Below are 20,169 nucleotides of genomic sequence, written 5' to 3'. Positions count from 1 at the left end.
CCTCGGCGGACGCGATCGTCTTTTCGCCAGACGGTAAACAGATTGCCTGGATGGAGGAGGTGGACGGTTATCGTCAGCTGTGGGTTACGCAGACCGGACGATAACTTACTGGGCAGGCATCGGCGCTGGCGGGATCACCGAGTTGGTCGCCAGCGTAGCCTTCTCGCTCTTTTCGACCCGAGATTTGATGGAGCTGTCGGTGCGGAACATATCCCACGGCAGCAGCAGGGTATCCATGACGGCGGTGAACGGCATGTCCAGCGCCACCAGCGATTTCACACCCCAGTTGGTATCGCTGTCCCCCAGCGTTTGCGCACTGGATCGCGTGCCCGGATAGGTTCCCTCTTTGCCACCGGTATGTGACATTACGCTGGAGCAACCGCTCAGGCTTATTATCCCGCTGAACAGGACCAGCTTTAACAGTCGTCTGCTTTTCATTGTTCTTCCATTGTCGTTTCGGGCGTTGAGATAACCTTTCAGCGGTTATATCGGGCCATCCCGTGAATGCATAGTGTTATTGCGCCGCACTGTGGCGGGCATCGCACTTTGCTTTTTGTGCTCCTCCACCCAGTCTAAGCAATCATCGATAAACTGCAAAAAAAATTGCCCTCAATCCCTTGAAAAGGACGGGGAGAAACCCATTTTATAGGTGTAACCCACTGAGAATACGCCTGAGGGGTATTCCGGATTACCGCGGCCTGTCCACGATGGAAGGTCATTTGATTCTCGCTGATTTTCAGGAGCTATTTACTATGCGTAACTTCGATCTTTCCCCGCTATATCGTTCAGCCATTGGTTTCGACCGCCTGTTCAACCTACTGGAAAACAATCAAAGCCAGAGCAACGGCGGCTACCCTCCGTATAACGTCGAGCTGGTAGACGAAAACCACTATCGCATCGCTATCGCGGTGGCTGGCTTTGCTGAAAGCGAGCTGGAGATCACTGCCCAGGACAATCTGCTGATCGTCAAAGGCGCCCACGCCGCCGAGCAGAAAGAGCGGACCTACCTGTATCAGGGGATCGCCGAGCGCAACTTCGAGCGCAAATTCCAGCTGGCGGAAAACATTCACGTCCGCGGCGCCAATCTGGTGAACGGCCTGCTGTATATCGATCTGGAACGGGTGATCCCGGAAGCGAACAAGCCGCGCCGCATCGAAATCAACTAATTGTCCGTTTCAGGCCGCGTGGCGGCCTGATGTAACAACCTGCTCGCCGTCAGGGAGCAGATGCGAATTTACAGAATTCGCAGGTATTCACTCGCTTCTTAGAAGGAGAAAACAGTATGCGTAACTACGATTTATCCCCCCTGCTGCGTCAATGGATCGGTTTTGACAAACTGGCCAGCGCCCTGCAAACCGCCGGTGAAAGCCAAAGCTTCCCGCCCTATAACATCGAAAAAAGCGACGATAACCACTACCGCATTACCCTTGCGCTGGCCGGTTTCCGTCAGGAAGATCTGGATATTCAACTGGAAGGCACCCGTCTGGTGGTGAAAGGCACGCCGCAGCAGCCGGAAAAAGAGACCACATGGCTGCACCAGGGGTTGGTGAGCCAGGCCTTCAGCCTGAGCTTCACCCTCGCCGACAACATGGAGGTCTCTGGCGCGACCTTCACCAATGGCCTGCTGCATATCGATCTGACCCGCAATGAGCCTGAGCAGATCGCCCCGCAGCGTATCGCCATCAGCGAACGACCGGCATTAAATAGTTAATTAAGCGAATAACTTATAAGGCCCCGATTTTCGGGGCTTTTTTGTGTGCGAGAGCACAATAAACTTCCTTGCTGCAACGGGTGTTTCAGTTTAAAAAACAATCATACTTTGGGACTCACTCAAACAAGGATACGTTATGAACGAACAGCAGCCATTTGAAGCGATTAGAAAGAGCGATGAGGCGGGGCGGGAGTATTGGTCTGCCCGCAACCTTGGTCCCCTGCTTGACTATAAAGAGTGGCGGAATTTTTATAAGGTCATTGCAAAAGCGATAATTTCATGTGAGGCGAGTGGTCATCCCTCGGCAGACCATTTTGTTGAAACCAACAAAATGGTCGAATTAGGTTCTGGCGCCAGCAGGAATCTTGAAGATTTCCACCTCTCACGCTACGCCTGCTATCTGGTAGTGCAAAATGGCGATCCGTCGAAACCGGTGATTGCTGCGGGGCAAACGTACTTTGCCTTGCAAACCCGGCGCCAGGAATTGCAAGATGATCAAATATTTAAGTCTCTACGAGAGGATGAAAAGCGACTGTTCCTGCACAATGAGCTCAAAGAGCATAATAAACATCTGGTTGAAACGGCCCAACGTGCTGGTGTTGAGACGACTCTTGATTTTGCTGTCTTTCAAAACCATGGTTATAAAGGTCTCTATGGTGGTCTTGACCAAAAAGCAATCCATGAGCGTAAGGGCCTAAAGAAAAGCCAAAAAATACTCGACTATATGGGATCGACTGAGCTCGCGGCCAACCTGTTTCGTGCTACCCAAACGGAAGAAAAACTACGTCGGGACGCGGTTGATTCGAAGCAACTCGCCAACAAAACGCATTATGACGTAGGGCAAAAAGTACGCCAGACTATTAAAGACCTGGGTGGCACTATGCCTGAAGCACTTCCTTCCCCGGAGAAAAGTATTCAGCAACTCACTATCGCAGCGAAAAATAAGAACGCGCCTGAGTAGCGTATCTTACTCCATGATTATTGTGCGCCAGGCGGCATACAATCCACCTGGCAGCGGTCATAATCCCTGTAGTTAATGGTGTTATTCACAGGGACGGTACCATGAGTGAGATAGCATTGACGGTCAGCGTGCTGGCGCTGGTGGCGGTAGTGGGGTTGTGGATCGGCAATGTCAAAATCCGCGGCGTCGGCTTTGGCATTGGCGGTGTGTTATTTGGCGGGATTATTGTCGGCCACTTTGTCGATCAGGCAGGGGTCACCCTCAGCAGCCCGATGCTGCATTTTATTCAGGAATTCGGCTTGATCCTGTTTGTCTACACCATCGGTATTCAGGTGGGGCCGGGCTTTTTCGCCTCGCTGCGGGTCTCAGGCCTGCGGCTCAATCTGTTCGCTATCCTTATCGTTATCCTCGGCGGCCTGGTGACCGCGGTGCTGCATAAGCTGTTCAATATTCCTCTCCCGGTGGTGCTCGGTATCTTCTCCGGCGCGGTGACCAACACGCCGGCGCTGGGGGCCGGGCAGCAAATTCTGCGCGATCTCGGCGTACCGTTCGAGGTGGTCGATCAAATGGGGATGAGCTATGCGATGGCGTATCCGTTCGGCATCTGCGGCATTCTGCTGACCATGTGGCTGGTGCGTCTGTTCTTTCGCATCAATGTCGAGAAAGAGGCCCAGCGGTTTGAGGAGAGCAGCGGTAACGGCCACGCCCATTTACACACCATCAACGTGCGGGTGGAAAACCCCAACCTCAACCAGATGGCGATTCAGGATGTGCCGATGCTCAACAACGACAACATCGTCTGTTCGCGGCTGAAACGCGGTGAGCTGTTGATGGTGCCTGCGCCGGGCACCCTTATCCAGGCTGGCGACCTGCTGCACCTGGTGGGGCGACCTGAGGATTTGCACAATGCGCAGCTGGTGATAGGCCAGGAGGTGGCCACCTCGCTGTCGACGCGCGGCACCGATCTGAAAGTGGAGCGGGTGGTGGTCACTAACGAAAAAGTGCTGGGGAAGAAAATACGCGATCTGCACGTCAAACAGCGCTATGACGTAGTGATCTCCCGGCTTAACCGGGCAGGCGTCGAGCTGGTAGCCAGCAGCAGCGCCAGCCTGCAGTTTGGTGACATCCTCAACCTGGTCGGCCGTCCGGAGGCAATTGACGCCGTGGCCGCCGAACTGGGTAACGCTCAGCAGAAGCTGCAGCAGGTCCAGATGCTGCCGGTGTTTATCGGCATCGGACTCGGGGTACTGCTGGGATCTATCCCGTTGTTTATTCCCGGCTTCCCTGCAGCATTGAAGCTGGGACTGGCCGGTGGGCCGCTGATTATGGCGCTGATCCTTGGGCGTATCGGCAGTATCGGCAAGCTGTACTGGTTTATGCCGCCGAGCGCCAACCTGGCGCTGCGCGAGCTGGGGATAGTGCTGTTTCTGGCGGTGGTCGGGCTAAAATCGGGGGGGGACTTTGTCGCCACCCTGACCCAGGGCGATGGTCTGAGCTGGATCGCTTACGGCATTTTCATCACCGCCATCCCGCTGCTGACGGTGGGCATCCTCGCGCGCATGCTGGCGAAAATGAACTATCTGACGCTGTGCGGCATGCTGGCCGGCTCCATGACTGACCCGCCGGCGCTGGCCTTCGCCAACAACCTGCACGCCACCAGCGGCGCAGCGGCGCTCTCTTACGCCACCGTCTATCCGCTGGTGATGTTCCTGCGCATTATCACCCCGCAGCTACTCGCCGTGCTGTTCTGGGGACTGAGCTAGCGGGCTTTGCGCCTGGACGCGGCGCAGGTGATAGTCCACCTGATACTCGCTGGCGTTGCGGAACATGACCGAATAGTTAAGAAACTCGCCGCTGTCGCTGTAGGAAAGGGAGGTAATACGCAGCAGCGGCGTCTGCTCCGGGACGTTCATTGAGCGCGCCAGCTGCTTGTCCGCCAGCACCGGCGTCAGCGTTTCATAGTTCCCGCTGATGATGATTCCGCACTCCTTCTCAATATAATCAAATTTCGACCCTTCCAGATGACTCAGCGACAGGTTGCGGAACAGCTTCACCGGCATATAGCTATCCTCCAGCATCAGCGGCTTGTCGTCGACGTAGCGCACCCGCCGCGAGAAGTAGATCCGTTCATCAATTTTAATCCGCAGCAGACTGGCGATGGCCGGCGGGGCGGGCATCACCTCGAAGGCCAGCACCTGACTCACCACCTCTTTACCCTGCTTGCGCAGCACTTCCGCCAGGCCGGTCAGATTGCTGGTTTCATGATGGACGTCTTTACGCGCCACGTAAGTTCCCGAGCCGTGGCGACGCACAACCAATCCCCAGTCCACCAGCAGATCGATGGCTTTGCGAATAGTCATGCGCGCCACCCCGAACTCCTCGGCCAGTTTTTTCTCTCCTGGTAGCGGGCTGCCGATGGCGAAGTCGGCGGAATTCAGCCGCAGCCGCAGGCGGTCAGCAATGGATTTGTAGATCACCAGTAGTCCTCTTGTGCAGGAAAAGGGGATGTCGCTTTGTGCTCTTTTTTCTAAAAAAATAGATTAATTACAATCAATTAAGACACATTCATTTAGTTAATTTCGCTGCCTGACTTATCGATGTCTAACTTTTGTTATCGAAGTAGACAACTTTGGCCAAATTAAAACCATGAATGGGATCACGAATCGCAACGGCGCGGCATGTTGTCGGACGGGCAAATTTTTATTCTCCAGTCAGGCCGGTAATCAAGAAAAAGAAGGCCACTCACCCTACGAGTTGTTACATGAGGATTTCCCAATGCTCAGTCAAATACAACGTTTTGGCGGCGCCATGTTTACCCCGGTTTTATTGTTTCCTTTTGCCGGGATTGTGGTCGGTATCGCCATCATGCTGCGCAACCCGATGTTCGTCGGCGAAGCGCTGACCGCACCCGACAGCCTGTTTGCCCAGATCGTTCACATTATTGAGGAGGGCGGCTGGACCGTCTTTCGTAATATGCCGCTGATTTTCGCCGTCGGTCTGCCGATCGGCCTGGCGAAACAGGCCCAGGGCCGGGCCTGTCTGGCGGTGCTGGTGAGCTTTCTCACCTGGAACTATTTTATCAACGCCATGGGGATGACCTGGGGCCACTTCTTCGGCGTCGATTTTTCCGCTGAACCCACGGCCGGCAGCGGCCTGACGATGATTGCCGGGATTAAAACCCTCGACACCAGCATTATCGGCGCCATCGTCATCTCCGGTCTGGTGACGGCCCTGCACAATCGCTATTTCGATAAACCCCTGCCGGTATTCCTCGGCATCTTTCAGGGTTCATCGTTTGTGGTCATTGTCGCCTTCCTCGCGATGATCCCTTGCGCCTGGCTGACCCTGCTCGGCTGGCCAAAGGTCCAGCTGGGTATTGAATCGCTGCAGGCCTTTCTGCGCTCAGCCGGGGCGCTTGGAGTGTGGGTTTACATCTTTCTTGAGCGCATCCTGATCCCCACCGGACTGCACCACTTCGTCTATGGCCCGTTCATCTTTGGCCCGGCGGTGGTGGAGGGCGGACTGCAGGTCTACTGGGCAGAGCATCTGCAGGCGTTCAGTCAGAGTACGGAACCGCTGAAGACGCTGTTCCCGGAGGGCGGCTTTGCCCTGCACGGTAACTCGAAAGTGTTTGGGTCGGTGGGGATTGCGCTGGCGCTCTATTTCACCGCCGCGCCGGAAAACCGCGTCAAGGTCGCCGGCCTGCTGATCCCCGCCACCCTGACCGCGATGCTGGTCGGGATCACTGAGCCGCTGGAGTTCACCTTCCTCTTCATCTCGCCGCTGCTGTTCGCCGTTCACGCGGTGCTGGCGGCGACTATGGCGACGGTGATGTACATCTGCGGGGTAGTAGGCAACTTCGGCGGCGGCCTGCTCGATCAATTCTTGCCGCAAAACTGGATCCCAATGTTCCATCACCACGCTTCGATGATGTTCATTCAGATAGGCATCGGCCTCTGTTTCACCGCCCTCTACTTCGTAGTCTTCCGTACCCTGATCCTGCGTCTGAACCTGAAGACGCCTGGCAGGGAAGAGAGCGAAATCAAGCTCTACAGCAAGGCCGATTACCAGGCGGCACGAGGTAAAACCACGGCCGCCGCCGCGCCAGAGACCCGGCTGGGTCAGGCCGCTGGCTTCCTGCAGGCCCTCGGCGGCGCCGACAACATTGAAAGCATCAACAACTGCGCCACCCGACTGCGCATCGCGCTGGTCGATATGGCGAAAACGCAAAGTGACGACGTCTTTAAAGCGCTGGGCGCCCACGGGGTAGTACGCCGCGGCAACGGGATTCAGGTCATCGTCGGCCTGCACGTTCCCCAGGTGCGCGACCAGCTGGAAAACCTGATGAAAGATTCTCTTTCGACCGAACATACCACCATGACGGAGGCAGTATCATGAAAAAATTCTCAGTTGTTATTGCAGGCGGCGGCAGCACCTTCACCCCGGGCATTGTCCTGATGCTGCTGGCAAACCAGGATCGTTTTCCGCTGCGGTCGCTGAAATTTTACGACAACGACGGCGCGCGCCAGGAGACCATCGCCGAGGCGTGCAAAGTGATCCTCAAAGAGCAGGCGCCGGAGATTGAATTCAGCTATACCACCGATCCGCAGGCGGCGTTTACCGATGTTGATTTTGTCATGGCGCATATCCGCGTCGGGAAATATCCGATGCGTGAACAGGATGAGAAAATCCCGCTACGCCACGGCGTGCTGGGCCAGGAGACCTGCGGACCGGGGGGGATCGCCTACGGTATGCGCTCTATCGGCGGCGTGCTGGAGCTGGTGGATTATATGGAAAAATATTCGCCGAACGCCTGGATGCTTAACTACTCCAACCCGGCGGCGATTGTGGCGGAAGCCACTCGTCGTCTGCGGCCGAACGCCAAAATCCTCAACATCTGCGATATGCCGATCGGCATTGAAGGGCGGATGGCGCAGATTGTCGGCCTCAAAGACCGTAAACAGATGCGCGTGCGCTATTACGGCCTCAACCACTTCGGCTGGTGGACGTCGATTGAGGACCTCGACGGCAATGATTTGATGCCGAAACTGCGCGAATATGTGGCGAAATACGGCTATGTGCCGCCCTCGAACGATCCGCACACCGAGGCCAGCTGGAACGACACCTTTGCCAAAGCGAAAGATGTGCAGGCGCTGGATCCGCAGACCATGCCGAACACCTACCTGAAATATTATCTGTTCCCGGACTATGTGGTAGCCCACTCCAACCCGGAACGCACCCGCGCCAATGAGGTGATGGATCATCGGGAGAAAAACGTCTTCAGCGCCTGCCGGGCGATCATCGCCGCCGGGAAATCCACCGCCGGCGATCTGGAGATTGACGAGCATGCCTCCTATATCGTCGATCTGGCGACGGCTATCGCCTTTAACACGCAGGAAAGGATGCTGCTGATTGTGCCGAACAATGGCGCGATCCATAACTTTGACGCCGACGCGATGGTGGAGATCCCTTGTCTGGTAGGCCACAACGGACCGGAGCCGCTGACGGTCGGCGACATCCCGCATTTCCAGAAAGGGCTGATGAGCCAGCAGGTGGCAGTGGAAAAACTGGTGGTCGATGCCTGGGAACAGCGCTCTTACCACAAGCTGTGGCAGGCGATTACCCTGTCGAAAACCGTGCCGAGCGCCTCGGTGGCGAAAGCGATCCTCGACGACCTCATTGCCGCCAACAAAGATTACTGGCCTGAGCTGCATTAATCCCCGTTGTAATACCGGCGCCCTGCGGGGCGCCGGTTCTTCTCCCCGGTTCCTGATTTACGCTATGCTGAAGCCTGCAGCGCGATGAACAAGGAACTGTAATGAAAATCTCCCGCCTCGGCGAAGCGCCGGATTACCGCTTTTCGCTGGCTAACGAACGCACCTTTCTGGCATGGATCCGCACGGCGCTCGGTTTTCTCGCCGCCGGCGTCGGCCTTGACCAGTTAGCGCCGGACTTTGCCACGCCGCTGATCCGTGAAATTCTCGCCCTGCTGCTGTGTCTCTTTGCCGGCGGCATGGCCATCTATGGCTATCTGCGCTGGCTGAATAACGAGAAGGNGATGCGTCTCAAGCAGGACCTTCCCTATACCCGCACGCTGCTGGTGATTAGCATTCTGCTGCTGGCGGTGGTGGCCGCGGTGATGCTGCTGGTGGTGTATGGCGGATAAACGCCGGGCGCGGCGGGAAAGCGATCCCGGTCTTCAGCCAGAGCGCACCTCGCTGGCCTGGTTTCGCACCCTGTTGGGCTACGGCGCGCTGATGGCGCTGGCGATTAAGCACAGCTGGCACCGCGCCGGCCTGCCGTTATGGCTGTCGATCGGCGTACTGGCGATTGTGGCGGTGATCCTCTGGGGCTATACCCGCCGTCGTCATCTGATGGACGTCGACGATAGCGATTTTTTACAGCCGCGGGCGGTTCGTGACAAATTTTTGATCGCACTCGCAGTACTTTCTCTGGCATTCCTGTTTGCTGTTACTCACCTTCAACCGATCGTTTTATTCATTAGGGATATGTCATGACAGGATGTCCGGCGAATTTGCCTCTCACTCATGCCCCCGGCCAGCAACATGACACTCCCTTTCAGGCTGTCGTGGTGGAGGCGCATCATTGCCATCAACCGCAGGCGTTCTATGCGCAGCTTCGTCAACAGGGGCTCACCGCTATCCATTTTATTCCGCAGCTGGCGGCCGGCGACGCCGCGCTTTGGGGAGAGTTTCTCTGCGCAGTCTTTCACCGCTGGGTGCGGGAAGATATTGGGCGCATCAATATTTTACTGTTTAGCGAGACGCTGAGCGCCTGGTGCGGGGAGACGCTGACCCAGCCAGGCGCGCCGGCGGCCAACAGCGCCTGCTACGGCTGCCCGTGGCTGCGCCTGTGCCGCTGTGGCGAACAGGAAGACCCGCTGTGCGCGGGTTACCGGCAGTTCTACGATTTTAGCGGGCCCTATATGCGAGTGATGCGGGACCTGCGGCGACAGCAGCGGCCGCCAGAGGCGCTGATGCCGCTGCTGCGCTAAAGATTAGCGCCCCTTCGCCAGGTACTGCGCCATCTCCTCCTCCGGCACCATGCCGCCGCCGGTGGCCCACACCAGGTGGGTGGCCTGCTGCAGCTGTTGCTCACTCAGCCCCTGCAGCTGATGGTACGCTTTGCTGGCGCAGACGCGCTGCGCTCCGGCCATCCCGGCCAGCGCGGAGGGTTCAAGGCGGATATTTTCCGCTGCCGCCAGCCAGCCCAGCATGTCATACATCGTCTGGTCGTCAAGGGTATAGAACCCGTCGAGCAGGCGCTCCATTGCCCGGCCAACGAACCCGGACGCCCTGCCGACCGCCAGACCGTCGGCCGCGGTCAGGTTATCAATGCCTAAATCCTGCACCGCTATCTGGTCGTGGAGCCCGGTATAGACGCCGAGCAGCATGCATGGCGAATGGGTCGGTTCGGCGAACAGGCAGTGAACGTGGTCGCCGAAGGCCAGTTTCAGGCCAAATGCCACGCCGCCGGGGCCGCCGCCGACGCCGCACGGCAGATAGACGAACAGCGGATGATCGGCATCGACCACGCGTCCTGCTTGAGCGAACTGCGCTTTCAGGCGCTCGCCGGCTACGGCATAGCCGAGGAACAGCGTGCGCGAGTTTTCATCATCGATAAAAAAGCAGTTCGGGTCGGATTCCGCTGCCTTGCGCCCCTGTTCGACCGCCACGCCATAGTCCTCTTCATACTCAACCACCGTTACGCCGTGGCTGCGCAGTTTGGCTTTTTTCCACGCCCTGGCATCGGCGGACATATGCACCGTGACTTTAAAACCAATGCGCGCGCTCATGATGCCGATCGACATCCCAAGGTTGCCGGTGGAGCCGACGGCGATGCTGAACTGGCTAAAGAACTGTTTAAACTCCGGCGTCAGCAATTTGCGATAATCGTCTGCGGTCGTCAGCAGCCCGGCTTCCAGCGCCAGCTTTTCCGCATGGGTCAGCACTTCATAAATCCCACCGCGCGCTTTGATTGAGCCGGAGATTGGCAGATGGCTGTCTTTTTTCAGCAGCAGTTCGCCGCTAATTGGCTGGCCGAATTTTTGCTCAAGGCTGCGTTTCATTGCCGGAATGGCAACCACTTCTGATTCGATAATCCCGCCGCTCGCGGCGGTTTCCGGGAAGGCTGCCGCCAGATAGGGCGCGAAGCGCTGAAGGCGGGCATGGGCGTCTTGCACATCGTCGGCGGTCAGACCGACGTAAGGCAACCCCTCCGCCAGGGTGGTGGTTGCCGGGTTAAACCAGGTGGTTTCTTTCAGGGCGATCAGATCCTGCACAAGCGGGAAGGTCGCGGTTAAGGTGGTCAGGTCAGCGTGTTTCATCATACGTCTCTTTGCGCTCAGATAATGAAAGAAAGCAGGAAGGTGGCGGCCAGTGCAAGTAGCGACGCGATAAATGTCGCTGTCGTGTAGTACTTGAACGTTTCACTGAGGCTGGCGCCGCAGTACTGTTTTACCAGCCAGAACAGGGAATCGGTGACGATCGTGCAGCCAATGGCGCCGGAACCGATGGCAATGGCGATGATCTCCGGGCTTACGCCGGGATAAAGCGGCAGCATCGGGGCAACGATGGCGGTAGCACCCATCATCGCCACGGTGGCGGAGCCAACGGCGGCGTGCAGGATAAGCGCCACCAGCCAGGCCAGCAAAATCGGGTGCATATCAAGGTTCGACAGGATCACCGCGAGGCTATCGGCCAGGCCGCTGGATTTCAAAATCGCGTTGAATGCGCCGCCGGCGCCGATAATCAGCAGGATGTTGGCGATGGACCCAAAGCCGTTTTCGGTATGAATCAGCAGAACGCCCATCCCCATTTGCCGACGGATGCCGAGCATGTAATAGGCGACAAAGACGGCGATAAACATCGCGGTGATGGGGTTGCCGATAAATTCCAGCACTGTATACAGCGTGCCGCCTTGCGCCATATTCAGTTCAGCGACGGTTTTCACCAGCATCAGGCCAATCGGTAACAGCACGGTAAACAGCGTAGCGCCGAGCGACGGCAGCGTCGATTCTTCGCGAACGTCGAGGTTGGAAAACTCGGCTGGCACTGGTTTAAACGGCAGGCGGTTGCCGAGCAGCCTGAGGAACAGCGGGCCGCCGACCAGGGAGGCGATCAGGCCGACCAGCAGGCCATAGACGATAACCGTCCCGATATCAGCCCCCAGTTTATTCGCCACGAACAGCGCGGCCGGATGCGGCGGTACCACGCAGTGCACCGCCATCAGCGCGGTACACAGCGGAATAGCCAGCTTCAGCAGCGAAGTATTGGTTTTTTTGGCGATGGAGAATGCCAGCGGGATCAGCAGCACCACCCCGACTTCGACAAACAGGGTAATGCCGCAGATCAGGCCGACCAGCACCATAATCACGTCCGCCGACAGCCAGCGGCAGCGCTGGAGCGTCAGGCCGATGCGCTCCGCCGCGCCGGAGACCTCCATCATCTTGCCGAGAATGGTGCCGAGACCGATCACCGCCGCCAGGAAGCCCAGCGTACCGCCGATCCCGCTCTCAATGGCGTTGACCATCTCCAGCGGGCCCATTCCCATCATCGCCCCGACGAAAAAGCTCGCCAGCAGCAGCGCCAGAAACGGATGAAACTTCAGTTTGACGATGGTTAATACAATTAACACGATGCTAATCAGCAATGTGCTCACAACCCAAATTTGCGATTCCATACCCCACCTCGCCGTAAGTAACGTGTGGTTATTGAACAGAAACTCGGCATGGGCTGACAAACGATATAAATGACCTTTCAGATGAGCCAAATTGAATCAAAAAGGTGATTTAGCTCTAAAAGTGACCTCTAAATATGCTATGGGTCAAATTAACTCATCCTTTAGCGGAAGTTCCGGCGTTATTTTTTTATCATCCAGACTCCCTATTATCGCCAGGAGCGCATAATGGATGTGCTAAAAACCTTAGGTACCCGGTTGCTGAACGGCTGGCAACTCTCCAGGCTGTCGACGTTTGAGGTGGCGGCGCGGCACGAGTCGTTCGCCCTTGCCGCCGACGAGCTGGCGCTCACCCCAAGCGCCGTCAGTCACCGGATTAATCAGCTGGAAGAGGAGCTGGGGATCCAGCTCTTTGTCCGCTCGCACCGCAAAGTGGAGCTGACGCGTGAAGGGAAGCGCGTTTACTGGGCGCTGAAGTCGTCACTGGATGGTCTCAATCAGGAGATTCTGGACATCAAAAACCAGGAGCTCTCCGGCAGTCTGACGGTCTACTCGCGGCCCTCTATCGCCCAGTGCTGGCTGGTGCCGGCGCTGGGGGATTTCAGTCGCCGCTACCCGGCCATCTCCCTGACCGTGCTGACCGGCAACGATAACGTCAACCTGCAGCGGGCGGGTATCGATCTGGCAATCTATTTTGATGACGCGCCGTCGTCGCAGCTAAGCCACTATTTTCTGATGGATGAGGCGATCGTGCCGGTATGTACGCCGTATTACGCCCGCCAGCTGCAGTTAACGTCAAATCCTGCCAGTCTGCGCCACTGTACGCTGCTTCACGATCGCCAGGCATGGAGCAATGATTCCGGCACCGATGAATGGTTCAGTTGGGCACAGCAATTTGGAATTGAACTGCCGCAATCGTCGGGCATCGGCTTCGATCGTTCTGATTTAGCGGTGATTGCGGCGATGAATCATGTCGGGGTAGCGATGGGGCGTAAACGGCTGGTGCAGAAGCGGCTGGAGAGCGGCGAGCTTATCGCGCCGTTCGGCGATATGACGCTGAAATGCCATCAGCATTATTACGTGACCACCCTGCCGGGCCGCCAGTGGCCGAAAATCGACGCCTTTATCGAGTGGCTGCATAGCCTGACCTGAAAAAGAGCCGGGCTATCCCTCGGAGTTGTTAGAGAGGCCGGGTAAGGCGTGAGCCGCCACCCGGCAAAATGACGGCACTGCGCATGCGCGGGCCGGCAGACGACCAGTCCGGTAGCCCGGATAAGGCGTCAGCCGCCATCCGGGGAACCACCGCCGCGCTTATACCGGCTGCTGATGGTGGGTAAAGCGCGAGGCCAGCGGCAGCCAGCACAGCAGAATCAACAGGCCCATCAGCATCATCAGCAGGCCGAGGCTGCCCTGACCGGTTTGCGGCATCATCGCCGACAGCCAGGCCAGCACGCCGGAGCCGATATTCTGCAAGCCGCCCACCAGCGCCCCGGCGGTTCCGGCGAGGAACGGGAACGGCTCCATCGCGCCGCTGGTGGCCAGCGGGAACAACATCCCGGCGCCGAAGAAGAACAGCGCCGCAGGCACCAGCAGGGTCCAGACGGTCATGATGCCCAGCAGCCCTGGGATCCACATCATCAGACCCGCCAGCAGGCAGCAGATCACCGACTGCCACATCAGGGTCGGGAAACGCTTGTTGGGGCGGCCGGCAAACCACGCCCCGAAGAACGCCGCCGGGATCGGCAGAATAAACAGAATACTCACCGCCATGCTGCTCAGGCCGAGCACCGCGCCCATCAGCACCCCGGAGCAGGCTTCGAATACCGCAATCCCCGCCAGGCCGCCGATCAGCATCAGCAGATAGCAGTTAAAGGCGCCGGTGCCGAACAGCGTTTTGTAGCTGGCCAGAAGTTTGGTGCGCGGCGCCCCTTCCGGGCGCGTTTCCGGCATCCACTTCGCCATGCTGAAGGTCACCCCGGCGCACAGGACCAGCAGGAAAGCGTAGCAGGCGCGCCAGCTCCACAGGGTGTCGAGGATGCCGCCGAGCAGCGGGGCAATCAGCGGGCTGACCAGAATACCCATATTTAACAGGCTATTGGCATGACGCAGCTGAGCGCCTTCGTACAGGTCGCGGGGCAGGGTACGCGCCATCACGCCGCCGACCCCGGTGCCCATCCCCTGCATGGCGCTGGCGGCGATCAGCACCGGCAGGCTATGGGTGGTAATAGCTACCAGCGTCGCCAGCATAAAAATCGACATCCCGACGAGGATCACCGGGCGGCGACCGACGCGGTCAGAGAGCGGGCCGTAGAATAGCTGTGAAATACCGTAGGTCAGCAGGTAGGCCGCCATCACGCTTTGTACCGCCCCTTCGCGGACGTTCAGCGCGACCGCCATGTCGGCGATGGCCGGAATATAAATGGTCTGCGCCATCTGGCCGACGGCCACCAGCAGTACCAGCATCAACAACAAATTGAAGTTCTTATGCCGTTTCATGTCGATGAATACTTTGTGAGTAAAGAGAAATGAAGAATATGTGACTACAACATCCCGTAAACGATGGAGGAATCTACCATATTAAAATGACAGAACAACTGCAAAGTGCCGATTGTTGAGGAAATTCCAGGCAGATTATGTAAACAGGAACGGCAACTAATGTTGCCATCTCAGGCTACGCCAGGCGCAGGAGGATCGCCCCGGCGGCAATCCCGCAGGCGGCCACGATGCGCAGCGGCATCAGTTGCTCTTTCAGGACGATAAAGGCGATCAGCGCGCCGAAGAGAATGGAGGTTTCACGCAGCGCGGCGACCACCGCCAGCGGGGCCTGGGTCATCGCCCATAGCGCCAGGCCGTAGGAGCCCATGGTGCCGATCCCGCCGAGGATGCCTTTTTTCCAGTGCTGACGTAAATAACGACTGGCCTCACGCCGTCGCGCCACCATCGCCCAGCACAGCAGGCAGAAGCCGTTCATAAAAAAGGTCCACAGGGTGTAGCCCAGCGCCGAGCCCGCCAGCCGGACGCCGGTGCCGTCCACCAGCGTATAACCGGCGATAAAGCAGGCGTTGATCAGCGCCAGCACGATGCCTTTGCGCGAGCTGGCGCGGCCGTTAAAGGCCATCGCCAGAATCGCCAGGCAGATGACGCCGATGCCCAACCAGGCCAGCGGCGACAGACGATCGCCGAGGAACAGCACGCTTATCGCCGCCACCAGCAGCGGCGCAGTGCCGCGCATCAGCGGATAGGTCTGGCTCATATCCGATACCTGGTAGGTCTTCGCCACCAGCACCGTATACACCACCTGTAACGCGCACGACGCCAGCAGATAGGGGGCGCTGACCAGCGCGGGCTGCGGGGCAAAGGGGAGCATCACCAGTGCGATCAGCGCGGCCGAGCCGCTGACGCCGATCGCCGCGTACATTTTATCGCCGCTGGCTTTGACGATAGCGTTCCAACTGGCGTGCAGCAGGGCGGCGAACAGCAAAATGCAGAATACGGTGAGGGTCATCGCAGACAGGTTCAACAGTGAAGGTCACCGGAATGTAACACGCGCCCGCGCTGCCTGCCAGCGGGGGTTAAAGCGAACAAAACAGGCGATGCGTCACCCGCGGTTCATCGTACACCGGGCGGAAACCAAGCCTTTCATAAAAGGGCCAGGCCTGCGCCGGGGCATGGGTGTTGAGAAAGTCGAACCAGGCGCTGGAGTGGGTGATAACCGAGACCAGCAGCTGCTGGCCGATGCCCCGGCGACGGTAGCGTTCGCTGATGTAGAGGTGGCGAATGCGCCCGGCCCGCGGCTGCGGACTGAAGGGATCGCTATTGATGCCGCATACCCCTACCAGCTGGTGGTTGACGAAGGCGCCCAGCAGCGTTTCGCCCGGCGCGTTAAAGCGGTTTTTGCCGCTCTGCCAGTTTTCCGCCAGGCGGCGCAGCATATTGAAATGCTGTTCAAGGCTTTCAATTCGTAGCGCCGCGAACCCCGGGGCATCCGGCGTCGTGGCGGCAATTAACAGGGGTGGCATAGCTTCCTCCATCAAGTCATCCCGGGACGCCCGGCGGGCGCCTGCAGGGGGGCGGTATCCCGCCCCCCTCAGGTGCGACTTGAACCTGAATCAGCGGAACTGTTTCAGGACTGCATCAAGTAGTTGCAACACAGCAACCATGAGTTTCAGGATCAAAATAATAATATCCATTCCGCCCATACGCGCGTCTCCTGTGGTTAAGGAGCACAATAAGCTGACGTACCTTTCCGCTGCCCGTTGCCAGCTTATCCCTGCCTGTCGCCGGCGGCGTCTGCCCTGGCCGATAGTTCGTCCTTTCCATGAACGGCTTCCCGGCCCGCCGCCTGCAACGACAGGGGTGCGCAGCGCTGAGCCACGCGTTGCCGCGCGGGCCAGTGACTGCACGTTGTTGACGTAACACAGTGTGCTCTCTCGGGGTTAAGGCACTGACGGCACCACCCGTTTCAGCCAGGACTTCGTTGCGCCGGTCAAACTTGCGGCCCCCGAATGGCACAAAGTGAACACACCCAGTATAGATAAATACTGTATGGATGAACAGTATTTTTTGGACAAATCCGCCCCTCTCATCCATACTCTATGACAGAGAAAAACCGACCTTAAATTGCGCGAACTGCAGCGATCGCGTATACTTTTGGCGTTGACGTAATACAGTGTGCTTGCGGCTACCACCTGTAACCATGCTGATAAAAACCTCGCTCCGGCGGGGTTTTTTGTTTTCTGTCCTTTTGCGCCGAACTGTGATCTTTCGCGCAAATTTTCGTGGATGAAAATAAATCCATTGTGAAAACGTAAAACCTGTGTTTGTATAAATTCAGCTTATTTTTCGACACAACAGGTCCCTAATGAACGCAACCCTGATCGCTTCGACCCTACTAAAAACCGCGCCAGCCGCGGTGGTCGTCGTGTCTGTGGTGGTCGTCGTCGGCAATGCGCCGTAGGGTCCGGAACAACACGAATTCCAAACCCCGCCGGCGCAAACCGAGCGGGGTTTTTTGTTGGCGAGCCCCCCGGTAAAGTCGGCCCAGAAGAAAAGGACTGGAGCATGGCAAGTTCGGGCACCACATCAAACACAATGCGCTTTACCGGCGCGCAGCTGGTTGTTCATTTACTGGAGCGCCAGGGTATCACTATGGTCAGCGGCATTCCGGGCGGCTCCATCCTGCCTATCTACGATGCCTTAAGCCAGAGCACGCAAATCCGCCACATCCTGGCGCGCCACGAGCAGGGCGCGGGCTTTATCGCCCAGGGGATGGCGCGTACCGAAGGAAAGCCGGCGGTCTGTATGGCCTGCAGCGGCCCGGGGGCGACGAACCTGGTGACGTCGATCGCCGATGCCCGCCTGGATTCGATTCCGCTGGTCTGCATCACCGGCCAGGTACCGGCCTCGATGATCGGTACCGACGCCTTCCAGGAAGTGGACACCTACGGCATCTCTATCCCCATCACCAAACATAACTATCTGGTGCGCGACATTGCCGAGCTGCCGCAGGTGATCAGCGACGCCTTCCGTATTGCCCAGTCCGGGCGTCCCGGGCCGGTGTGGATAGACATTCCTAAGGACGTGCAGTCGGCGACCATTGAGCTGGAAGCGCTGCCTGAGCCTGGCGAGCGCGCCCCGGCACCGGCATTCGCGCCTGAAAGCGTGCGTGAAGCGGCGGCAATGATCAACGCGGCGAAACGCCCGGTACTGTATCTGGGCGGCGGGGTGATTAACGCGCCGCAGGCGATCCGTGAGCTGGCGGAAAAAGCCAACCTGCCGACCACCATGACCTTAATGGCGCTGGGCATGCTGCCGAAGGCGCACCCGCTGTCGCTGGGGATGCTGGGGATGCACGGCGCGCGCAGCACCAACTTCATTCTGCAGGAGGCGGATTTACTGATTGTTTTAGGCGCCCGTTTTGATGACCGGGCGATTGGCAAGACCGAGCAGTTCTGCCCGAACGCGAAGATTATCCACGTCGATATCGACCGCGCCGAACTGGGCAAAATCAAGCAACCGCACGTGGCGATTCAGGGCGATGTGGCGGAAGTCTTAGCCCAGCTGAACCCGCAGATTGAGGCGCAGCCGCGCGAGGAATGGCGCCAGCTGGTGGCCGACTTGCAGCGCGAATTCCCCTGCGCCATCCCGCAGGAAAGCGACCCGCTCTCCCATTACGGCCTGATTAACGCCGTGGCCGCCTGCGTGGATGATGAAGCGATCATCACTACCGACGTTGGCCAGCACCAGATGTGGACGGCGCAGGCCTACCCGCTCAATCGTCCGCGCCAGTGGCTGACCTCCGGCGGCCTCGGCACCATGGGCTTCGGCCTGCCGGCNGCCATCGGCGCTGCGCTGGCGAATCCGCAGCGCAAGGTTATCTGCTTCTCCGGCGACGGCAGCCTGATGATGAATATTCNGGAGATGGCCACCGCCGCCGAAAATCAGCTGGATGTAAAAATTATCCTGCTGAACAACGAAGCGCTGGGGCTGGTGCATCAGCAGCAGAGCCTGTTCTATCAGCAGGGCGTTTTTGCCGCCACCTATCCGGGGATGATTAACTTTATGCAGATTGCCGCCGGTTTTGGCCTGCAAACCTGTGATTTAAATAATGAAGTCGATCCGCAGGCGGCGCTGCAGGCGATCATCGACCGTCCGGGGCCGGCGCTGATCCACGTGCGCATCGACGCACAGCAGAAAGTGTATCCGATGGTACCGCCGGGTGCGGCCAATACTGAAATGGTGGGGGAATAAGCCATGCAAAAACAATGTGATAACGTCATTCTGGAACTCACCGTCCGCAACCATCCCGGCGTCATGACCCACGTGTGCGGGCTTTTTGCCCGTCGCGCGTTTAACGTCGAAGGCATTCTCTGTCTGCCAATTCAGGGCAGCGAACACAGCCGCATCTGGCTGCTGGTAAATGATGACCAGCGACTGGGGCAGATGATTAGCCAGATTGAAAAGCTTGAGGATGTCACCAAAGTGGCGCGTAACCAGTCCGATCCCACCATGTTTAACAAAATTGCGGTGTTCTTCGAATAGCGCTCAAGGCTTGAACAGCCACGTGCTTATCGCTAAGGTAAGCGCCTTTACCGGATGACGCTGCGCTTATCCGGCCTACAAGCAGTGAATCCGTAGGCCGGATAAGGCGTTTACGCCGCCATCCGGCGTTTTCAGGCACCAGGACACACCATGACCACCATCGCCCTTATTGACGATCATTTGATTGTCCGCTCCGGCTTTGCTCAGCTGCTGGGGCTGGAAGCTGATTTTCAGGTTGTCGCCGAATTTGGTAGCGGCCGCGAGGCGCTGACGGGGCTACCGGGGCGCGGCGTGCAGGTCTGTATCTGCGATATCTCAATGCCGGATATTTCCGGGCTGGAGCTGCTCAGCCAGCTGCCGAAGGGGATGGCGACCATCATGCTGTCGGTACACGATAGCCCGGCGCTGATCGAGCAAGCGTTGAATGCCGGCGCGCGCGGCTTCCTGTCGAAACGCTGCAGCCCCGATGAACTTATCGCCGCGGTACGCACGGTGGCGGCGGGCGGTTGCTATCTCACGCCGGATATCGCCATGAAGTTGGCCGCCGGGCGCCAGGATCCGCTCACCAAACGCGAGCGTCAGGTGGCGGAAAAGCTGGCGCAGGGCATGGCGGTGAAAGAGATTGCCGCCGAGCTCGGTCTGTCGCCGAAAACCGTCCACGTACACCGCGCCAACCTGCTGGAAAAGCTGGGCGTCAGCAACGACGTTGAGCTGGCGCGCCGCATGTTCGATAGCTGGCAATGAAGGCCGTCGTCTC

Annotated in this window: 25 protein-coding genes and 1 other annotated feature; of the genes, 16 read left to right on the top strand and 9 right to left on the bottom strand. The window is 58.3% G+C overall.

The genetic code is table 11. The features are described 5' to 3' along the window. On the top strand, positions 1-104 hold a 104-nt coding region (locus VZP09_RS20570; protein ID WP_148674184.1), incomplete at its 5' end, for a PD40 domain-containing protein. A gap of 1 nt (position 105) precedes the next feature. Here the strand turns inward: VZP09_RS20570 and VZP09_RS20565 are convergent. Then, on the bottom strand, positions 106-438 hold the full coding sequence (locus VZP09_RS20565; protein WP_004151524.1) for a YceK/YidQ family lipoprotein: 333 nt from the start codon (positions 436-438) through the stop codon (positions 106-108). A gap of 245 nt (positions 439-683) precedes the next feature. Beyond that, positions 684-759 (top strand) — a sequence feature (ROSE (Repression Of Heat Shock gene Expression) occurs in the 5'-region of heat shock genes and acts as an RNA thermometer to modulate expression.). Between VZP09_RS20565 and ibpA the strand changes: the two genes are divergently transcribed. The 4 genes from ibpA (at position 753) to VZP09_RS20545 (ending at position 4,435) form a co-directional block, all read left to right on the top strand. After that, positions 753-1,166: a small heat shock chaperone IbpA gene (gene ibpA / locus VZP09_RS20560; RefSeq protein ID WP_004151523.1), complete on the top strand. Its 414-nt coding sequence runs from the start codon at positions 753-755 to the stop codon at positions 1,164-1,166. It overlaps the preceding feature by 7 nt. 116 nt (positions 1,167-1,282) lie before the next feature. Further along, positions 1,283-1,711, top strand: a complete 429-nt coding sequence (ibpB, locus tag VZP09_RS20555; protein WP_004145074.1) for a small heat shock chaperone IbpB — start codon at positions 1,283-1,285, stop codon at positions 1,709-1,711. Between the two features lie 136 nt (positions 1,712-1,847). Continuing rightward, entirely contained in the window at positions 1,848-2,672 is an 825-nt protein-coding gene (gene dinD / locus VZP09_RS20550) for a DNA damage-inducible protein D (protein WP_004151522.1), read from the top strand. A gap of 101 nt (positions 2,673-2,773) precedes the next feature. After that, a complete protein-coding gene (locus VZP09_RS20545; RefSeq protein WP_031590438.1) occupies positions 2,774-4,435 on the top strand; it encodes a putative transporter in 1,662 nt (553 codons plus the stop codon). Here VZP09_RS20545 and VZP09_RS20540 read toward each other — a convergent pair. After that, positions 4,403-5,149, bottom strand: a complete 747-nt coding sequence (locus VZP09_RS20540; protein WP_004173853.1) for a GntR family transcriptional regulator — start codon at positions 5,147-5,149, stop codon at positions 4,403-4,405. The two genes, VZP09_RS20545 and VZP09_RS20540, sit on opposite strands and share 33 nt — an antisense overlap. A gap of 298 nt (positions 5,150-5,447) precedes the next feature. Here VZP09_RS20540 and VZP09_RS20535 point away from each other — a divergent pair, with 298 nt between their 5' ends. The 5 genes from VZP09_RS20535 to VZP09_RS20515 all read left to right on the top strand — a co-directional run bounded on the left by VZP09_RS20535 (position 5,448) and on the right by VZP09_RS20515 (position 9,687). Further along, positions 5,448-7,070 carry an alpha-glucoside-specific PTS transporter subunit IIBC gene (locus VZP09_RS20535; protein WP_002923307.1) on the top strand — a complete coding sequence of 541 codons (1,623 nt, stop codon included), beginning with the start codon at positions 5,448-5,450 and terminating at the stop codon, positions 7,068-7,070. After that, complete coding sequence (locus tag VZP09_RS20530; protein WP_002923306.1) at positions 7,067-8,389, top strand: 6-phospho-alpha-glucosidase; 1,323 nt, start codon at positions 7,067-7,069, stop codon at positions 8,387-8,389. Before VZP09_RS20535 ends, VZP09_RS20530 begins: the two co-directional genes overlap by 4 nt. A gap of 101 nt (positions 8,390-8,490) precedes the next feature. Continuing rightward, a complete protein-coding gene (locus VZP09_RS20525) occupies positions 8,491-8,838 on the top strand; it encodes a YidH family protein (RefSeq protein ID WP_328795380.1) in 348 nt (115 codons plus the stop codon). Then, on the top strand, positions 8,828-9,190 hold the full coding sequence (locus tag VZP09_RS20520) for a DUF202 domain-containing protein (RefSeq protein WP_032415834.1): 363 nt from the start codon (positions 8,828-8,830) through the stop codon (positions 9,188-9,190). Before VZP09_RS20525 ends, VZP09_RS20520 begins: the two co-directional genes overlap by 11 nt. A gap of 74 nt (positions 9,191-9,264) precedes the next feature. Beyond that, complete coding sequence (locus VZP09_RS20515; RefSeq protein WP_004889115.1) at positions 9,265-9,687, top strand: hypothetical protein; 423 nt, start codon at positions 9,265-9,267, stop codon at positions 9,685-9,687. Positions 9,688-9,690: 3 nt separating this feature from the next. Here VZP09_RS20515 and dsdA read toward each other — a convergent pair whose 3' ends face one another. Together dsdA and dsdX are read right to left on the bottom strand one after the other, a co-directional pair. After that, complete coding sequence (gene dsdA / locus VZP09_RS20510; protein ID WP_004186258.1) at positions 9,691-11,019, bottom strand: D-serine ammonia-lyase; 1,329 nt, start codon at positions 11,017-11,019, stop codon at positions 9,691-9,693. A gap of 17 nt (positions 11,020-11,036) precedes the next feature. Next, positions 11,037-12,374 (bottom strand): D-serine transporter DsdX, encoded by a 1,338-nt coding sequence (gene dsdX / locus VZP09_RS20505; RefSeq protein WP_032415832.1) that lies wholly within the window; start codon positions 12,372-12,374, stop codon positions 11,037-11,039. A gap of 91 nt (positions 12,375-12,465) precedes the next feature. Here dsdX and VZP09_RS20500 point away from each other — a divergent pair, with 91 nt between their 5' ends. Next, positions 12,466-12,600: a hypothetical protein gene (locus VZP09_RS20500; protein ID WP_032433289.1), complete on the top strand. Its 135-nt coding sequence runs from the start codon at positions 12,466-12,468 to the stop codon at positions 12,598-12,600. Next, the gene (gene dsdC / locus VZP09_RS20495) at positions 12,600-13,523 is read left to right on the top strand and encodes a DNA-binding transcriptional regulator DsdC (protein WP_032421918.1); all 924 of its coding nucleotides are present in this window, start codon (positions 12,600-12,602) and stop codon (positions 13,521-13,523) included. Before VZP09_RS20500 ends, dsdC begins: the two co-directional genes overlap by 1 nt. Before the next feature lie 159 nt (positions 13,524-13,682). Here the strand turns inward: dsdC and emrD are convergent, their stop codons facing one another. The 5 genes from emrD to VZP09_RS20470 all read right to left on the bottom strand — a co-directional run bounded on the left by emrD (position 13,683) and on the right by VZP09_RS20470 (position 17,220). Beyond that, positions 13,683-14,867, bottom strand: a complete 1,185-nt coding sequence (emrD, locus tag VZP09_RS20490; RefSeq protein ID WP_004181587.1) for a multidrug efflux MFS transporter EmrD — start codon at positions 14,865-14,867, stop codon at positions 13,683-13,685. A gap of 175 nt (positions 14,868-15,042) precedes the next feature. Continuing rightward, positions 15,043-15,876, bottom strand: a complete 834-nt coding sequence (locus VZP09_RS20485; RefSeq protein WP_002923296.1) for a DMT family transporter — start codon at positions 15,874-15,876, stop codon at positions 15,043-15,045. Positions 15,877-15,943: 67 nt separating this feature from the next. Next, positions 15,944-16,390, bottom strand: a complete 447-nt coding sequence (locus tag VZP09_RS20480) for a GNAT family N-acetyltransferase (protein WP_002923294.1) — start codon at positions 16,388-16,390, stop codon at positions 15,944-15,946. Positions 16,391-16,480: 90 nt separating this feature from the next. Further along, complete coding sequence (gene tisB / locus VZP09_RS20475; protein ID WP_004145059.1) at positions 16,481-16,600, bottom strand: type I toxin-antitoxin system toxin TisB; 120 nt, start codon at positions 16,598-16,600, stop codon at positions 16,481-16,483. Between the two features lie 452 nt (positions 16,601-17,052). Next, positions 17,053-17,220, bottom strand: coding sequence for a hypothetical protein (locus VZP09_RS20470; protein ID WP_004150272.1), 168 nt, complete (start codon positions 17,218-17,220; stop codon positions 17,053-17,055). Between the two features lie 12 nt (positions 17,221-17,232). On the opposite strand from VZP09_RS20470, the gene ivbL reads away from it, so the two are divergent. The 4 genes from ivbL (at position 17,233) to uhpA (ending at position 20,156) form a co-directional block, all read left to right on the top strand. After that, positions 17,233-17,328, top strand: a complete 96-nt coding sequence (ivbL, locus tag VZP09_RS20465) for an ilvB operon leader peptide IvbL (RefSeq protein WP_002923286.1) — start codon at positions 17,233-17,235, stop codon at positions 17,326-17,328. A 104-nt stretch (positions 17,329-17,432) separates the two neighbouring features. Next, on the top strand, positions 17,433-19,121 hold the full coding sequence (gene ilvB, locus VZP09_RS20460) for an acetolactate synthase large subunit (protein WP_328795379.1): 1,689 nt from the start codon (positions 17,433-17,435) through the stop codon (positions 19,119-19,121). A gap of 3 nt (positions 19,122-19,124) precedes the next feature. Next, a complete protein-coding gene (ilvN, locus tag VZP09_RS20455; protein WP_002923283.1) occupies positions 19,125-19,412 on the top strand; it encodes an acetolactate synthase small subunit in 288 nt (95 codons plus the stop codon). Between the two features lie 150 nt (positions 19,413-19,562). After that, positions 19,563-20,156 (top strand): transcriptional regulator UhpA, encoded by a 594-nt coding sequence (gene uhpA, locus VZP09_RS20450; RefSeq protein WP_002923282.1) that lies wholly within the window; start codon positions 19,563-19,565, stop codon positions 20,154-20,156. The last annotated feature ends 13 nt before the right edge of the window (positions 20,157-20,169 follow it).

Origin of the sequence: Klebsiella sp. EMBS2024 (genome assembly GCF_036233805.1) — a bacterium.
In the GTDB taxonomy this organism is placed as follows: Bacteria; Pseudomonadota; Gammaproteobacteria; order Enterobacterales; family Enterobacteriaceae; genus Klebsiella; species Klebsiella pneumoniae.
The sequence above is the reverse complement of the archived record's forward strand: the minus strand, read 5'-3'. Positions and strand labels throughout refer to the sequence as shown.

Excerpts from the sequence above, each read along its gene's own strand:
- VZP09_RS20565 (WP_004151524.1), bottom strand. The coding sequence starts at position 438 with ATGAAAAGCAGACGACTGTTAAAGCTGGTCCTGTTCAGCGGGATAATA.
- ibpA (WP_004151523.1), top strand. The coding sequence starts at position 753 with ATGCGTAACTTCGATCTTTCCCCGCTATATCGTTCAGCCATTGGTTTC.
- ibpB (WP_004145074.1), top strand. The coding sequence starts at position 1,283 with ATGCGTAACTACGATTTATCCCCCCTGCTGCGTCAATGGATCGGTTTT.
- dinD (WP_004151522.1), top strand. The coding sequence starts at position 1,848 with ATGAACGAACAGCAGCCATTTGAAGCGATTAGAAAGAGCGATGAGGCG.
- VZP09_RS20545 (WP_031590438.1), top strand. The coding sequence starts at position 2,774 with ATGAGTGAGATAGCATTGACGGTCAGCGTGCTGGCGCTGGTGGCGGTA.
- VZP09_RS20535 (WP_002923307.1), top strand. The coding sequence starts at position 5,448 with ATGCTCAGTCAAATACAACGTTTTGGCGGCGCCATGTTTACCCCGGTT.
- VZP09_RS20530 (WP_002923306.1), top strand. The coding sequence starts at position 7,067 with ATGAAAAAATTCTCAGTTGTTATTGCAGGCGGCGGCAGCACCTTCACC.
- VZP09_RS20520 (WP_032415834.1), top strand. The coding sequence starts at position 8,828 with ATGGCGGATAAACGCCGGGCGCGGCGGGAAAGCGATCCCGGTCTTCAG.
- dsdA (WP_004186258.1), bottom strand. The coding sequence starts at position 11,019 with ATGAAACACGCTGACCTGACCACCTTAACCGCGACCTTCCCGCTTGTG.
- dsdX (WP_032415832.1), bottom strand. The coding sequence starts at position 12,374 with ATGGAATCGCAAATTTGGGTTGTGAGCACATTGCTGATTAGCATCGTG.
- dsdC (WP_032421918.1), top strand. The coding sequence starts at position 12,600 with ATGGATGTGCTAAAAACCTTAGGTACCCGGTTGCTGAACGGCTGGCAA.
- emrD (WP_004181587.1), bottom strand. The coding sequence starts at position 14,867 with ATGAAACGGCATAAGAACTTCAATTTGTTGTTGATGCTGGTACTGCTG.
- VZP09_RS20485 (WP_002923296.1), bottom strand. The coding sequence starts at position 15,876 with ATGACCCTCACCGTATTCTGCATTTTGCTGTTCGCCGCCCTGCTGCAC.
- VZP09_RS20480 (WP_002923294.1), bottom strand. The coding sequence starts at position 16,390 with ATGCCACCCCTGTTAATTGCCGCCACGACGCCGGATGCCCCGGGGTTC.
- ivbL (WP_002923286.1), top strand. The coding sequence starts at position 17,233 with ATGAACGCAACCCTGATCGCTTCGACCCTACTAAAAACCGCGCCAGCC.
- ilvN (WP_002923283.1), top strand. The coding sequence starts at position 19,125 with ATGCAAAAACAATGTGATAACGTCATTCTGGAACTCACCGTCCGCAAC.
- uhpA (WP_002923282.1), top strand. The coding sequence starts at position 19,563 with ATGACCACCATCGCCCTTATTGACGATCATTTGATTGTCCGCTCCGGC.